The organism is Nocardioides sp. P4_G4, assembly GCF_056401085.1.
In genome coordinates this window covers 1-13,059 of the sequence record NZ_JBFUKA010000025.1, presented here as the reverse complement: position 1 = coordinate 13,059, position 13,059 = coordinate 1, and the positions used below count along the sequence as shown (strand labels likewise).

Annotated in this window: 14 protein-coding genes; 12 read left to right on the top strand and 2 right to left on the bottom strand. The window is 67.4% G+C overall.

Translation table 11 applies throughout. From position 1 onward, the window contains the following. Positions 1-233: 233 nt before the first annotated feature. The 12 genes from AC1DQF_RS07860 to AC1DQF_RS07805 all read left to right on the top strand — a co-directional run bounded on the left by AC1DQF_RS07860 (position 234) and on the right by AC1DQF_RS07805 (position 10,728). The gene (locus AC1DQF_RS07860) at positions 234-683 is read left to right on the top strand and encodes a hypothetical protein (protein WP_477524659.1); all 450 of its coding nucleotides are present in this window, start codon (positions 234-236) and stop codon (positions 681-683) included. Further along, positions 680-1,618 carry a hypothetical protein gene (locus tag AC1DQF_RS07855; RefSeq protein ID WP_477524658.1) on the top strand — a complete coding sequence of 313 codons (939 nt, stop codon included), beginning with the start codon at positions 680-682 and terminating at the stop codon, positions 1,616-1,618. Before AC1DQF_RS07860 ends, AC1DQF_RS07855 begins: the two co-directional genes overlap by 4 nt. A gap of 159 nt (positions 1,619-1,777) precedes the next feature. Beyond that, positions 1,778-2,320 carry an SAF domain-containing protein gene (locus AC1DQF_RS07850; RefSeq protein ID WP_477524657.1) on the top strand — a complete coding sequence of 181 codons (543 nt, stop codon included), beginning with the start codon at positions 1,778-1,780 and terminating at the stop codon, positions 2,318-2,320. Then, complete coding sequence (locus tag AC1DQF_RS07845; RefSeq protein WP_477524656.1) at positions 2,320-3,078, top strand: P-loop NTPase family protein; 759 nt, start codon at positions 2,320-2,322, stop codon at positions 3,076-3,078. The genes AC1DQF_RS07850 and AC1DQF_RS07845 overlap by 1 nt, the downstream gene beginning before the upstream one ends. A gap of 146 nt (positions 3,079-3,224) precedes the next feature. Continuing rightward, the gene (locus AC1DQF_RS07840) at positions 3,225-4,535 is read left to right on the top strand and encodes a CpaF family protein (protein ID WP_477524655.1); all 1,311 of its coding nucleotides are present in this window, start codon (positions 3,225-3,227) and stop codon (positions 4,533-4,535) included. Continuing rightward, positions 4,532-5,380, top strand: coding sequence for a type II secretion system F family protein (locus AC1DQF_RS07835; protein ID WP_477524654.1), 849 nt, complete (start codon positions 4,532-4,534; stop codon positions 5,378-5,380). The genes AC1DQF_RS07840 and AC1DQF_RS07835 overlap by 4 nt, the downstream gene beginning before the upstream one ends. Before the next feature lie 152 nt (positions 5,381-5,532). Then, positions 5,533-6,279, top strand: coding sequence for a type II secretion system F family protein (locus AC1DQF_RS07830; RefSeq protein WP_477524653.1), 747 nt, complete (start codon positions 5,533-5,535; stop codon positions 6,277-6,279). Between the two features lie 29 nt (positions 6,280-6,308). Then, positions 6,309-6,494 (top strand): hypothetical protein, encoded by a 186-nt coding sequence (locus AC1DQF_RS07825; RefSeq protein ID WP_477524652.1) that lies wholly within the window; start codon positions 6,309-6,311, stop codon positions 6,492-6,494. Positions 6,495-6,513: 19 nt separating this feature from the next. Continuing rightward, positions 6,514-6,867, top strand: coding sequence for a TadE family protein (locus AC1DQF_RS07820; protein WP_477524651.1), 354 nt, complete (start codon positions 6,514-6,516; stop codon positions 6,865-6,867). Then, positions 6,864-7,292 carry a TadE/TadG family type IV pilus assembly protein gene (locus tag AC1DQF_RS07815; RefSeq protein ID WP_477524650.1) on the top strand — a complete coding sequence of 143 codons (429 nt, stop codon included), beginning with the start codon at positions 6,864-6,866 and terminating at the stop codon, positions 7,290-7,292. Before AC1DQF_RS07820 ends, AC1DQF_RS07815 begins: the two co-directional genes overlap by 4 nt. Continuing rightward, entirely contained in the window at positions 7,289-7,708 is a 420-nt protein-coding gene (locus AC1DQF_RS07810) for a pilus assembly protein TadG-related protein (RefSeq protein WP_477524649.1), read from the top strand. Before AC1DQF_RS07815 ends, AC1DQF_RS07810 begins: the two co-directional genes overlap by 4 nt. Continuing rightward, complete coding sequence (locus tag AC1DQF_RS07805) at positions 7,705-10,728, top strand: LysM peptidoglycan-binding domain-containing protein (RefSeq protein WP_477524648.1); 3,024 nt, start codon at positions 7,705-7,707, stop codon at positions 10,726-10,728. The genes AC1DQF_RS07810 and AC1DQF_RS07805 overlap by 4 nt, the downstream gene beginning before the upstream one ends. 35 nt (positions 10,729-10,763) lie before the next feature. Here the strand turns inward: AC1DQF_RS07805 and AC1DQF_RS07800 are convergent, their stop codons facing one another. Then, positions 10,764-12,323: a hypothetical protein gene (locus tag AC1DQF_RS07800; protein WP_477524647.1), complete on the bottom strand. Its 1,560-nt coding sequence runs from the start codon at positions 12,321-12,323 to the stop codon at positions 10,764-10,766. 220 nt (positions 12,324-12,543) lie between these two features. After that, on the bottom strand, positions 12,544-13,059 hold a 516-nt coding region (locus AC1DQF_RS07795; RefSeq protein ID WP_477524646.1), incomplete at its 5' end, for a hypothetical protein.

Here is a 13,059-nt window from a genome sequence, read left to right as displayed (position 1 = left end):
CTGGAATCGGTCTTCGTCATGGAAGTTCACTGGAGCCTCGGGCGCACAGGACAGAACGGGTCTCGGGCATGGCGCATTCACGGAGGGTCACGACGGCTTCCGCCGCACTCCTGCTCGGCGTGCTCGCCGGCTGCAGCGAGGACCCCGCGAGGACGACGTCGCCACCCGAGCCGACAACCGATTCGACGCCATCAACCGGTACGCCGGCGAGTGAGCCGCCGTCGGATTCGGAGATGGCCGAGCAGGCTGCCAGCCAACTCATGCGCGGCTACTACGCGACGGTCGATCGCCTGCGCCAGGATCCGACGCAGCCGCTCAGTCAATTGAGAACTGTCGCAAACGGCGGGCAACTGGAGGCGCAGACGATCTTCACGCGAAACCAACGCAAGGCTGGCAATCGTCAAGCGGGCGGCGCGCAAGTTGTCGTCGTGGTGGTGCAGTCCGTCAACCTGAACAGTTCTGGGCAGGGCCAGATCCCCACGGTTCAACTCGACGTCTGCTGGGACGTCAGTGCCGTCGACGTACTCGATCGCGACGGTCGATCGATCGTCAGTCCGGAGCGACCAGATCGCGGCTGGACTCGCTACACGGTTGCGAACCACCAGTGGAAGACGAGCCCGGACGACGGGTGGCGTGTGGTGAGCGGCAGGGACCTGGAGAAGGCGCCATGCTCGGCCGCGTGACCGCTGTCCTCGCGGTTGTTGCCATGCTCACATTCCTGTGCCCCGGGTCTGCTCAGGCCGACACCGAGTGTGGCCAGACCGACGAGCTGACTGGCATCTGCCTGGTGTGGGTCGAGGTGCCGGGCCACCCGGGGACAGCCGGCGCTCCTGACGAGGAGGAACCGAAGGACTCCGGGGCCGGCGAGGCCTGCTACTGGGATCCCGCCAAACAGGGCCTGTCACAGCCACCGGCCGGGCCGGTGCCGTGCGAGTCCGACAGCGGCTACTGGTCCAACACGCTTAACTGCTACGTCCAGATGATGGATCCGCAGCCGCCTGCCGGTGACGAGGCGTGGCAGGGCCACGAGCCGAGCGATGGCGCGGTCTACCTCTGCTACCAACCACAGACGGGCATCGTCCTCACCCTCTGGTCGGCGAACCAGCCCGATCGAGCCGGAGAGGGTCCGACGCCACGCGTGGTCGCTCAGCAAGCGATCGCCTCGATGGACCTCGAGGCGATCCGGATCGGGATCACACCCAAGCCCGGTGAGGACAGCATCGGCATCATCGGGATGCCCGTCTGGATGTGGGCCGACCAGCCGGACGCCCAGACCGTGGGTCCGACCACGGCCACGGCGAGCGCCGGCGGCATCACGGTGACCGCCACGGCGAAGCTGCACAAGGTGTCCTGGTTGATGGGCGACGGCACAACCGTCGTCTGCCGGACCCCGGGAACGCCGTACAAGCCCTCGTTCGGCATGCAGGCGTCCCCGGACTGCGGGCACACCTATGTGAAGTCCAGTGCAGGCGAGAACGACGACATGTTCACCGTCACCGCGACCTCGGACTGGGTCGTGTCGTGGTCGGGAGCAGGACAGACCGGGACCGTCCGGCTGAACGGGCTGACCCGTACAGCGCGGATCTCGGTCGGAGAAGCGCAGGTGCTCGTGCAATAGCGAGCGAGCGACGTGAGAGGCGACAAGATGACGCACAGCATCACGCGAGACGACAGGTTGACCGGCCCCGAGCCGACGCCCGCCGCCCCTCCCCTGACGCCGCCACCCAAGCTGCGACGTCGCCCGGCGCTCATCGGAGCCGGCGTCGCGTCGGTCTGCATGGGCGCGCTCCTCGCCGCGTGGGCCTGGACCTCCACGACGAACACCCAAGAGGTGTTGGCGGCTCGCGACACGATCCCCCGCGGCGCGGTCATCACCAGTGAGGACCTCGCACGGGTGCGGATCAATGCAGACCCCGCCCTCACTCCCTTGGCAGCCTCGTCCTACGACGAACTCATCGGCCAACGTGCGGCACTCGACATCGCGGCAGGGAGCCTGCTCACCGAGGAGGCGACCACCGCCGAACCGCTGCCGCCCGACGGCATGTCCGTCGTGGGGGTCGCGCTCTCGCCTTCGCAGTCGCCGGGGCTCCCGCTCCAGAACGGGGACATCGTGCGAGTCGTCGTCACGCCGGGCGAAGGCGCCGATCCGCCGAGCAGTTCACCGGCCATCAACGACGCAGAGGTGGTGGGAACCCGCACCGACGAACTGAGCGGGGACCTGGTCGTCGATCTCTTGGTTCCCCGCGCAGAGGCGACCCTGCTCGCCGCACGGGTCTCCACCGGCAACGTGGCCTTGGTCCTGGACTCCGGAGAGCAGTGATGGCAGTCATCGCGCTCACCTCCGCCTCGGGCTCCCCCGGCGTCACAACCACGTCGGTCGGGCTCGCCTTGTCCTGGCCCCGCCCTGCGCTCTTGGTCGAGGCCGACCCCACCGGCGGCTCCGGAGTCCTGGCTGGCTACTTCCGCGGCACGCGGGAGTACGACGCCGGGCTGATCGAGCTGGCGCTTTCCCCCGCCTCTCCCGCGGACGCTCTCCGCGATGTCGTACGACCCCTCAATGACAGCAGCGCGTCGTTCGTCGCAGGGGCTCGGTCCCCGGCACAGGCAGCTGGTCTCAGCCAACTCTGGGCGCCACTGGCCGAGGCGTTGGCCGACCTAGACGACTTGGGCCAGGACGTCATCGTGGACGCCGGCCGCCTCGGTCTCATCGGGTCACCCGAGCCGTTGCTCGCTGCCGCCGATCTGACCCTGCTCGTCATCCGCTCAACGCTACCCTCGCTAGCTGCGGCGCGCGGGTGGGCCCAAGTCGTCCGGCGAGACGGAGCGTGGCGACAGCCCGCTGCACTGCTGATCGGCGAGGGCCAGCCCTATGGACACGGCGAAGTGGCGAAGGTCCTCGACCTACCTGTGATCGCGAGCCTGGCCGACGTGCCTGAGGCCGCAGCGGTCCTCCACCGCGGAGCCGCGCCACCGCGCAACTACGACTCAGGCCCCTTGGTTCGGTCCCTCCGCGCCGCAGTCGCCTCGTGCCAAGCCGCCATGGCCCGCAGCCGGTTCGAACTGGTCGGCCAGCCATGACCAACGGAGCTCACGTCGAGTACGGCGACCTCGCCTCGCTGCCGCTGTTCGCGCAACCGCCGGCACCCGCGGCGGAGAAGCCAGCACCCCTCGACGACAAAGTCGCCGTGGCTGCGTCCCTCACGGACTCGGTCGACTGGGGTCTCGTGTCCACCCTGCGCTCCCAAGCCTCCGAGCGCCTGAGCCAAGCAGTCGCGGCGGAGCGTGGACGACTGGACAAGACGTCGCAGGAGGAACTGGGGCGGGCCATCGTGCTCGACCTGATCGAGTCCTCGATGGCCGAGGCGGTGAACTCTGGCACTGCGGCCTGGTCGGCCGCCGAGCAGGCCGCACTGGCTCGAGCGGTCTTCGACTCCCTGTTCCGGCTGGGACGCCTACAACCCCTGGTTGATGACGACCGGGTGGAGAACATCATCATCGCCGGACACGACAACGTGCGCCTCGAGCTCATCGACGGAACCCTGCTGACTGGACCCGATGTCGCCGACTCCGACGAGGAGTTGGTCGACTTCCTCGTCTTCCTCGCCTCGCGCAGCGAAGTCAGCGCCCGCTCGTTCTCCTCGGCGCAACCGCGCCTGCACATACGGCTTGACGGTGGCGCCCGGCTTGCGGCCGCTGCGTGGGTCACGCCCCGTCCGTCGGTGGTCATCCGACGTCACCGGTTGATGCACGTCACTCTCGACGACCTCGTGGCCCGCGACATGCTCACCCCCGTCGCTGCTTCATTCCTGCGTGCGGCCGTGCGAGCCCGGAAGTCGATCGTGGTCTCCGGCTGCCAGGGAGCTGGGAAGACAACGCTGGTACGTGCCCTGTGCGCGGAGATCGACCCGCTCGAGGCGCTCGGCACGTTTGAGACCGAGTACGAGCTGCACCTGCACCAGCTGCCACGGCACGAAATCGTCCACGCCTGGGAGTCACGGCCCGGGTCGGGCGAGCGCGGGCTCGATGGCAGGCAGGCTGGCGAGTTCACCCTCGACGAGGCGCTCACCGACTCCTTCCGCTTCAACCTTTCCCGGCAGATCGTGGGCGAGGTCCGTGGCCGGGAGATCTGGGCGATGATCAAGGCGATGGAGTCCGGCACCGGATCCATCTCCACCACCCACGCCTCCGACGCGGTCGCCGCGGTGCGCAAGCTGGTCACCTGCGCCATGGAGGCCGGCCCCCACGTCACTCAGACATTGGCGACCAGCAAGCTCGCGGCCACACTTGACCTGATCGTTCATCTCGACCTTCGCACGACGATCGGTCCGGGCGCTTCGAAGAGGATCCGACGGGTCGCGGAGATCGTGGCGATCGACACCGGCGAGAAGGAGACGGGATTCGCCACTACTCACGTCTTCGATGCCGGCCCGGACGGCGTCGCGGCACCCGGCGTCCTGCCCGACGACTACCAATCGCTCACGGTCCACGGCTTCGACCTGCGCGGATATCTGTCGGGGCAGGCGGTCAGCCCATGATCGCGCTCGTCCCAGGACTCGCGGGCGCCTTGATCGTGGCGGGATTCTTTGCGCTCGTGGCCGGAGTCCGACGTACGCCGGCAGCGCCACCCCGCCAACGGAGCCGGGGGGCTCGCGTCACGGGCTCCCGGCGCACCCGCCTGCTCGTGCTGGCCGGGATCGGCGCAGGCGTTGCGGGCTACGTCGCCACCGGGTGGGTGCTTGCCCTCGTGCTCGGTCCTATCGCGGCGGTCGGATTGCCGATGCTGCTCACCGCGCCCGCAGCGGCCGAACGGATCCAGCGACTTGAGGCCATGGAGGAGTGGACACGCTCTCTTGCGGGAGTGCTGACGGTCGGCGTGGGCCTGGAGCAGGCCCTGGTCGCGACACTGCGATCGACCCCCGCACCGATTGCGGGCGAGGTCAACAGGTTGGTGGCGCGGCTCCGGGCGCGATGGGTGACCGAGGACGCGCTGCGCGCCTTCGCAGATGAACTCGACGACTCGACCGGCGACCTGGTCGCGGCGAACCTGATCCTCGGCGCCCGACGTCGCGGCGCCGGCTTGGCCAGCGTCTTGGAGGGCCTCGCCGAGTCGGTGTCGGCCGACGTCCGAGCCAGGCGTCAGGTCGAGGCCGACCGCGCCAAACCCCGCGCTACCGCCCGCTGGGTGACCCTGATCAGCGCGTCGGCGCTCTCGATCCTCGCTGTGTCTGGCGATTACGTCGAGCCCTACTCCACTCCATTGGGGCAGATCATCCTGCTGCTGCTGCTTGCCGCCTACGTCGCCACCCTGGTGTGGATGCGCCAGATGGCGATCGGCAAACCACTCCCCCGATTTCTGAGCGTCCGGTCGGTGACGTCATGACGACAGGGCTCCAAGTCGTGCTGCTGGCGGGCGGGTTGGTGGGGCTTGGCCTCGCGCWCATAGTCGCACGCCTGATTCCCGCCCAACCTGACCTTGCGGATGCCCTCGGACGCCTTGCCCCGTCGCGGCCTTCCGCAGTGGGTACGAGTCCGATGCCGACCACACGCCAAGAGCGCGTCGGCGTGTGGGCGATGCGGGTGTTGCCGTCGGGCCTTTGGACCCGTACGCCGCACCGCGAGCTCGCACTGCTCCGGATCTCTCTCGCACGCTTCTATGGCGAGAAGGTCACCTTTGCGGCCCTCGGCCTCGCGCTGGTTCCCATGCTGGCCGTCTTCTTCGATTTCCTCGGTCTGGGGCTGCCGTTCGCGCTGCCCGTCCTCGCGTCGGTCGGCCTTGCGGCCGTCATGTTCTTCCTGCCCAACTACAACGCCGTTGACGACGCCAAGAAGGCGAGGCTGGAGTTCCAGCGAGCGCTCGGCGCCTACATCGACCTGGTCGCGTTGGAGCGCAACAGTGGCTCCGGTGCCCGACAGGCAATGGAGGCATCGGCGGAGATCGGGGACTCTTGGGTCTTCACCCGCCTCAGCGAGGAACTCACCCGATCCCGTTGGTCCGGCCTGCCCCCGTGGGACGCCCTCCACGCGTTGTCCGACGAACTCGGCCTTCCCGAGCTGGACGACTTCGCCGACATCATGCGGCTCTCGGGCGAGGAGGGCGCTTCGGTCTACGCCACCCTGCGCGCCCGATCCAGCGCCATGCGCGCCGCAATGCTCAACGACGAGCTCGCCGAGGCGAACGCCGTAGGCGAGCGCATGTCCATTCCCGGCTCCCTGCTGGGTGTGGTCTTCATGGCGCTGTTGGTGGCGCCCTCGCTGCTTCGGATGTTCGGCAACACCTGACAGACAACAACCATGGAGAGGAGGCACCGATGAGTCGGATTCTGACGCTGCTGATCACCGTGCGGCTGGCGCTCGACGTACGACGTGATCAACGCGCGCGTGGATCGGTCACGATCGAGCACGTGCTCTGGGCCGTCGCCGTGATCGCGATCGTCGCAATCGTCGTCGCCGCGGTACGGGCCTATGTCACGACGCAGGCCGGAAACATCCAGTAGGCGCGGTGATCGAGGCTCGGTGACGATCGAGCTGGTGATCCTGCTCCCTGCCCTGTTCGCGGTCCTCTTCGTGGGGATGCAGGCCGCGCTCTATCACCATGCCCGAAGCGTGGCGATTGCCGCCGCCCAGGAAGGCGCCAGGGTGGCCGGCGCCGAAGGCGGGCTGGAGTCGACGGGCATCTCGGCCGCCACCGCCTTCGTCCGCGAGGCGGGCGGGGACGACGTACTCGGCTCCTCGACTACCTCCGCCCACCGCTCGTCGACACGGGCGACCGTCGTCGTGACCGGGTACGCGCTCAGTGTGATCCCAGGTTGGCGACCGAAGATCGAGCAGAGCGCCAGCGTGCCCGTAGAACGGCTCACGTCGCCATGACGGGCCGCAACGACCTCGGCTCGGCCTCCGTGGAGGTCGCCGTCGGTGTGCCCGCCTTCGCCCTATTCATCGCCCTCATCATCCTCGGCGGTCGTACGGCGACCACCCACCAGGCCCTCGAGTCCGCCGCGGCGGACGCTGCGCGCTCCGCGTCCTTGGCACGCACGGCGTCTGCAGCCACCGAGGCAGCTCGTGAGGCGGCCGAGACAAGCATCGCCAACCAAGGACTCCCCTGCATGCACGTAGGGGTCACGGTGGACACCGAGGCCTTCACCCGTGCCGTTGGTCGCGATTCAACGGTCGACGTCACCGTCGAGTGCCGCCTGAAACTGTCGGACCTCAGCATCCCCGGCCTCCCAGGCAGCCGCCTCCTCCGGGAGTCGATGAGCAGCCCGCTGGACACGTGGCGAGAGCGCACCTCATGACGCGCCCCGACGAGCGGGGCTCGATCACCATCTGGATGGCCACGGCCAGCGCCGGGATGACCCTCATGGTCGGCCTGGCCGTCGACCTCGGCGGCCAGGTTCACGCACAACAGCGAGCCCACGACCTCGCGGCGCAAGCAGCCCGAGCCGGCGGGGAACAGGTGCAGGCAGCGCCTGCCATCGAGGGCGACTACGTCCGCATCGACGCGGCCGCCGCCAAGAACGCGGCTCAGGACTACCTGTCCGCCGCACATGCCGACGGCACCGTGGCCATCACCGGCGGCACCACGCTGTCCGTCCACGTCACCGACACCTACCAGCCGCGCTTCCTCGGCGTGCTCGGGATCGGCAACCTGAAAGTGAGCGGCGAGGCATCGGCTCGACTCGTGAGAAGTCTCGGAGGCACCGAACGATGAACATCCTCAAGACCCGACTTGCGGGTTTGATCGCGTCCCTCGCAATCCTGCTGATCGCCGTTGGCACGCCAGCAGTCCTGCTGGCGATCGACGCCGTACCTGGTCGCAGCGACGTGACTTGGGATCGCCTCATGGCGCCCGACGACGGCACGCTCGCATTGGTCATCATCAGCGCCGTCGCGTGGGTGGCCTGGGCCGTCATGCTGGTTTCGCTCATCGCGGAGTTGGTTGCCCGAGTGCGAGGCGTCCGCACGGTGCGCCTTCCCGGGCTCGCGTTGCCGCAGTTGGCGGCAGGACGGCTTGTCGCAGTGGCGGCGCTCCTGTTCATCAGCACACCCATCGCGTCCGAGTCGGTGAATGTGCCGGCTGCCGCCGCACTGCCGGTACAACCCGTGGCCGCGCTCGCCACCGCGGCCCAGCCACCATCTGCAACGTCGGCGATGACGCACACTGCAACTCCAGAACCGCGGCCGACGATTCAGTACACGGTGAAACGCGGCGACAGCCTGTGGCGGATCGCCCAGGAGCACCTCGGCGATGGCACACGCTTCCGCGAGATCGTGGCGCTCAACGAGCAGGCGTTGAACGGCGAACCCGACTTCATCGCGCCCGGACTCGTGCTCCGTCTTCCCGACGAACGCCCGGAGGGCGACCGGGGAGACGCGTACATCGTCCAGCATGGCGACACGCTCTCCGAGATCGCCGAATCCCAGCTTGGAGAGGCGGATCGGCATCCCGAGATCTTCGATGCGTCCCGTGCGACCGTCCAGCCGGACGGGGACCACCTCACCGATCCCGACCTGATCAGGCCCGGGTGGCGCCTCACCCTGCCCACCGAGGACCACACCCATCGAGGGGCGAGAACGCAGCATGGCGAATCCGACTCGAGGCGGCCGCCGGAGGTGACCGAGCCTCCCGAAGTCACGCACGAGGACTCCTCTGAGGACAGTGCCGTGACCGAGATGTCCGTGCAGCCGAGCAGCGACGAGGACCTCCCCGCCTGGGTCCTACCCGGACTTGCCGGAGCCAGCGCCGTCCTCGCAGGGTCACTGATGCTGGTGCTCCGCCAGCACCGGCGCACCCAACTGCGCTACCGCCGCCCCGGCCACGTCATCGTTCCCCCACCCAGCGAGCTGACGCCAATGGAGAAGAGCGTTCAGGCGTCCGGCTCGATCACAGCACCGCGGATCGAGGTCCTGGACCGAGCGCTCCGTCAGCTCGGAGAGAGCACACCTGGCACTCGCGTCGTCACAGCCACCCTCGGGAGCGCAGAAGTGGGCGTGGAACTCGCCACGCCGGCCGAACTCCCCGGCCGCTGGGCAGGCACCGGCACCTCCTGGAGCATCGCCCTCGCCGACGTCCCCGCTGACCAGCACGGATCGGCAGCCCCACATCCACTGCTCGTCAGCATCGGCATGGACGCCGACGGAGCCCTCGTCCTGGTCAACCTCGAAGAGGTTCATACCTCCGCTCTCACCGGGTCACTGGAGAAGACGACCGCGCTGGGCCGCCATATCGCAGCCGAGCTCGCTCTCAATCCCTGGTCAGCGCTCGTCGAGATCGACACCCTCGGGATCTGCGACGAACTGGCCGACATCGATCCGAGTCGCCTCCACCATCACGCAACTGATGACACGGCCTTCCTCGAACGCCTCACCGCTGATCTCGAGGCGGAGGACCCGACCATCGAGCCGGACCAGTTCCGGGCACTGATCAGCACGGCCGAAGCCGCCGACGTGGAAGCACTGCGCGAGGTCGCCAAGATCGTCACCGGCTACCGGGGCCGATCGGGTGCCGCCATCCTCACGATCGGTGCCGACGCCTCGCTCGGCGAAGTAGATCTCCATGTCAGTGAAACGGGACAGGTGACCGTCGAAACCCTCGGATTGCACCTGACCGCGGCAGGCCTGAGCGGCGAGGAGGCGCGGGCCTGCGCGACCCTCGTCGACATCACCCGAGACGCCACCGTCACGCCTGCCCCAGCGGACGAGTCGACTGAGTTCGCCGATGCGGGCGGAGCTCTCACGAACGCGATGACCCAACCGCGGCCGGCGGAAGGCCCGGCGGGAGAGCGATCTCTACTGCCCCAGGACACCGGCCTGTACGAGGCCCGCGCTGCGGCCGTCACCGAAGACATGCAGCGACTCGCACCGGTCGTGACCGCCGAGACCGAGCGCAAGGTGCTCGACTCTGATCCCCAGCTAGACGAGGACGTCGCCCGGTGGCAGGCGTCCCGGCTCATGGAGCCGAAGCTCACCCTGCTCGGGCCAGTCAGCGCCCGCACCCTCGGCGACAGCCGCAAGATGGCACATCGGCGACCCTTCTACGTCGAGCTCCTCGCGTTTCTCACGCTCCACCCCAATGGGGTCACGGCCAAAGAAATCAGCGAGGCGTTCGGGATCCAACCAGAACGGGCGCGAAAGGACGTGGGCATCGTCCGCGGGTGGCTCGGACCGGACCCACGCACCGGCAGACCGCACCTCCCTAACGCCCGACAAACCCACGCGGATGGCGTGCAGGGAAAGTACGTCGTACGCGGCGTTGCGTCCGACCTGGACCTGTTCCGCCGCCTCCGCACGCGCGGCCAAAGCCGCGGGGCGGCCGGGATCGAGGACCTGACGACTGCACTCACACTCGTGAGCGGCGAACCGTTCACCGACCTTCGCCCGGCTGGCTGGAGCTGGCTCCTCGAGGGCGAACGCCTGGACCACATCATGTCCTGCGCGATCGTCGACACCGCCCACATAGTCACGACCCACGCGCTGACCGCCGGCGACCTGGACCTGGCCCGCTTCGCCGCTGAGACGGCTTCGGACGCTGCGCCCTATGAGGAGATCGCTCAGCTCGATCTGGTGGCCGTCGACAAAGCCGCCGGCGAGGACGAGCGTGCGGAGGCCCGGCTGACCAATGGGGTGCTCAACCGGTCTGACGACAACCTCGGGCCCATCGACGTTCCCGATCGGTCAATCCACGTGATTCGACGACGGAAGTGGGACGGGCGCACGTCACGCACGGGATAGCCGACAGTGCGTGGTTGCGTCATCTCCTCTTGAGATCAGGGCAGCGCCACTACAGGGCAGGTGCCCCCGACCTTCTTGAGCCGGGCGAGTCCAAAGTCGACCGCGGCTGTCGTGTACCCGAGTTTGGGGTCGATGCTGTTGATCCTGTTCTGGAGTGATCCGCCACCCGACGCCAGCCCGCCCTGGAGGATGCAAGCCTGCTCGATAGCACGAGCCTCGCCACGCGACAGGCCTGAGGCCCCCGGAATGGGCTGCGGAACAAAGGATCGACCGGCTCTCGCATGTTGTGCCAGCCTGCGTTCAAAGTCGTTCGTGATGCCGACATAATCGGTGCCCTTGTAGACCACGTAGTTCTTCGGCCCGCCAGCGAGCTCAGGCGGGAGCTTGCCAACTCGACTGGGTAGTCCGTCAAGGACCTTCTTCTTGATCGATGCTGACAACGGCAGTCTTTCGGTGACGTCCCGGACGGCCTGCTCTGCGCGATCACCGCGCCTGGCGAACGTGGTCAGCAGTGAAGCCACCTTGGTCCCGTCGCCGGCGTACGGAATCAACGCCAAGGCTGCGAGACCCGCTGCGAGGAACTTCTGCTTCCAAAGGTTGAGGGCAAGGTCTCGGAAATCCCCATAGACAACGATCCCGCTCGCGATGTGCCCGCCGAGATACTCCGCGGACTCAATTTGCTCGACCCTGAGTCCTGCGTCCAGTGCGCACTCATCGCAATCGCCGTACTTCAGACCAGCCTCGCCCGCCGCGACGCGCTCGTCGCCCGTCAGGTCGTACGAGAGCGGATTCGACTGCCGCTCGTACTCCTCAAGGTCGTCATAGCTGTCCTCGTCAGGATTCGCCAAGGTGGGATCGGAGCCAAAGTCCAGTTCTTTGCCGTCGGGCAATCCGTCGTCGTCGGTATCAGCGCTCAACGGCTCCATGTCGAAGAAGTACTCGTCGCCATCGCCGATCCCGTCATCATCGGAGTCAGCCATTTGTGGATTGGACACCACGAACGCCACCGAAGGGCCAGGCCCCAGTGCGGCGACGTCGCCTGTTTCGACCCCGTCGGACAGGCCATCGGTATCGGTGTCCGACGTGTTGGGATCCGACCTCCCCGCGTAGGCTCTCGCGCCGTCCAGACCTTCGACTCGCGGGCCGGCCTCGTCGCCGTCAGTGAGACCATCATCGTCACTGTCCGGGTCGTTCGGGTCCGTGCGGTATTCGATGCCTGCCTGCGTCCGCCACGCCTCAGTCTCCGCCTGATCCGGAAGTCCGTCGTTATCGCTATCGAGCGTCACTCCTGGAAACTGGTCGACAGCTGGCGCCACTTTGGAAGGCGCGAACTTGACCAAGGCGAATCCGCCAAGCACAAGCAACAAGATGACGGTTACGGCAATCGAGAACCGGATCCAGCGCCGTTTCGCCTTCTTCTGGCGACGAAAGACCATCGTTGTTCGCAGCGGACCGTGACTTCGAGAAACTGGATCCCAACCCCGGCTCTCCCACTTCGCGACCACGCGATCAGCGCGCCAGCGCATTGCCCGCTCGGATCGAGTCTGGAAGCGTGGCGGATCGGCGTCGGTGTTACGGGACGTCGACTCACTCATCGGTCCCCCACGGGGTCGACAGATTGCATTTGGGCGGCCCCACCCAGGCTGCTTGCTCGATCATCACGCTCGGTCTCCCCCGTCTCCGACGGAAGTCTAGGAAGTTGCACTGACACAAGTAGGCAGAATGAGTGAGGCAGTCGGGTGAAGCGGCTCACCACTTCTGGCGGCGCCCAATGCGCACGTCGGCTCCAGGGCGATGATGGCTACGTCATCGCAGTCAGATCGCATGGCCGAGATGCTTGAAGATGTTGCGGAGCCGGCCCTTCGGACCGAGAGCAACAAGCTGGTTGCCGTTGCAATCGACCAGCTCGACGGCGAAGGTGAGCCTCTTGGCAGCGACACGAACCGTCGCGATGTCGTCCTTGAAGACCTCGGCGAATCCTGAGAAGTTGCGGCCCATGAACTGGAGTGCGAGCACACCCTGCGCGGGGTAGCTGTTGAGCACCCATGTTCCATCGAGCTTCCTTGAGAACCGGGAGCTCCTGAATTCCTGCCAGCCACCGTCGATGTAGCCGCCGGCGGTCGCTATGAGCGACGTGGGATCTGCATCGAGGGCAGGCTCATTACGGATGCCGCGCGACGCTGGCCGCGGATCTTCCAGTTCAGACCCTGCTTCAGAATCAGCATCTCCATCTGGAAGCGTTGCACCGTCAAGTCGGCCTCCAGGTGCGGCGTCCTCACTGATGTGGCTGCCGACGTCCTCGTACAACCTCCGAACCATCCCGCAGTCGTC

Coding starts and splice junctions, on each gene's coding strand:
- AC1DQF_RS07800 (WP_477524647.1), bottom strand. CDS start 12,323: ATGAGTGAGTCGACGTCCCGTAACACCGACGCCGATCCGCCACGCTTC.
- AC1DQF_RS07815 (WP_477524650.1), top strand. CDS start 6,864: ATGACGGGCCGCAACGACCTCGGCTCGGCCTCCGTGGAGGTCGCCGTC.
- AC1DQF_RS07835 (WP_477524654.1), top strand. CDS start 4,532: ATGATCGCGCTCGTCCCAGGACTCGCGGGCGCCTTGATCGTGGCGGGA.
- AC1DQF_RS07805 (WP_477524648.1), top strand. CDS start 7,705: ATGAACATCCTCAAGACCCGACTTGCGGGTTTGATCGCGTCCCTCGCA.
- AC1DQF_RS07845 (WP_477524656.1), top strand. CDS start 2,320: ATGGCAGTCATCGCGCTCACCTCCGCCTCGGGCTCCCCCGGCGTCACA.
- AC1DQF_RS07860 (WP_477524659.1), top strand. CDS start 234: ATGGCCGAGCAGGCTGCCAGCCAACTCATGCGCGGCTACTACGCGACG.
- AC1DQF_RS07825 (WP_477524652.1), top strand. CDS start 6,309: ATGAGTCGGATTCTGACGCTGCTGATCACCGTGCGGCTGGCGCTCGAC.
- AC1DQF_RS07810 (WP_477524649.1), top strand. CDS start 7,289: ATGACGCGCCCCGACGAGCGGGGCTCGATCACCATCTGGATGGCCACG.
- AC1DQF_RS07850 (WP_477524657.1), top strand. CDS start 1,778: ATGGGCGCGCTCCTCGCCGCGTGGGCCTGGACCTCCACGACGAACACC.
- AC1DQF_RS07830 (WP_477524653.1), top strand. CDS start 5,533: ATGCCGACCACACGCCAAGAGCGCGTCGGCGTGTGGGCGATGCGGGTG.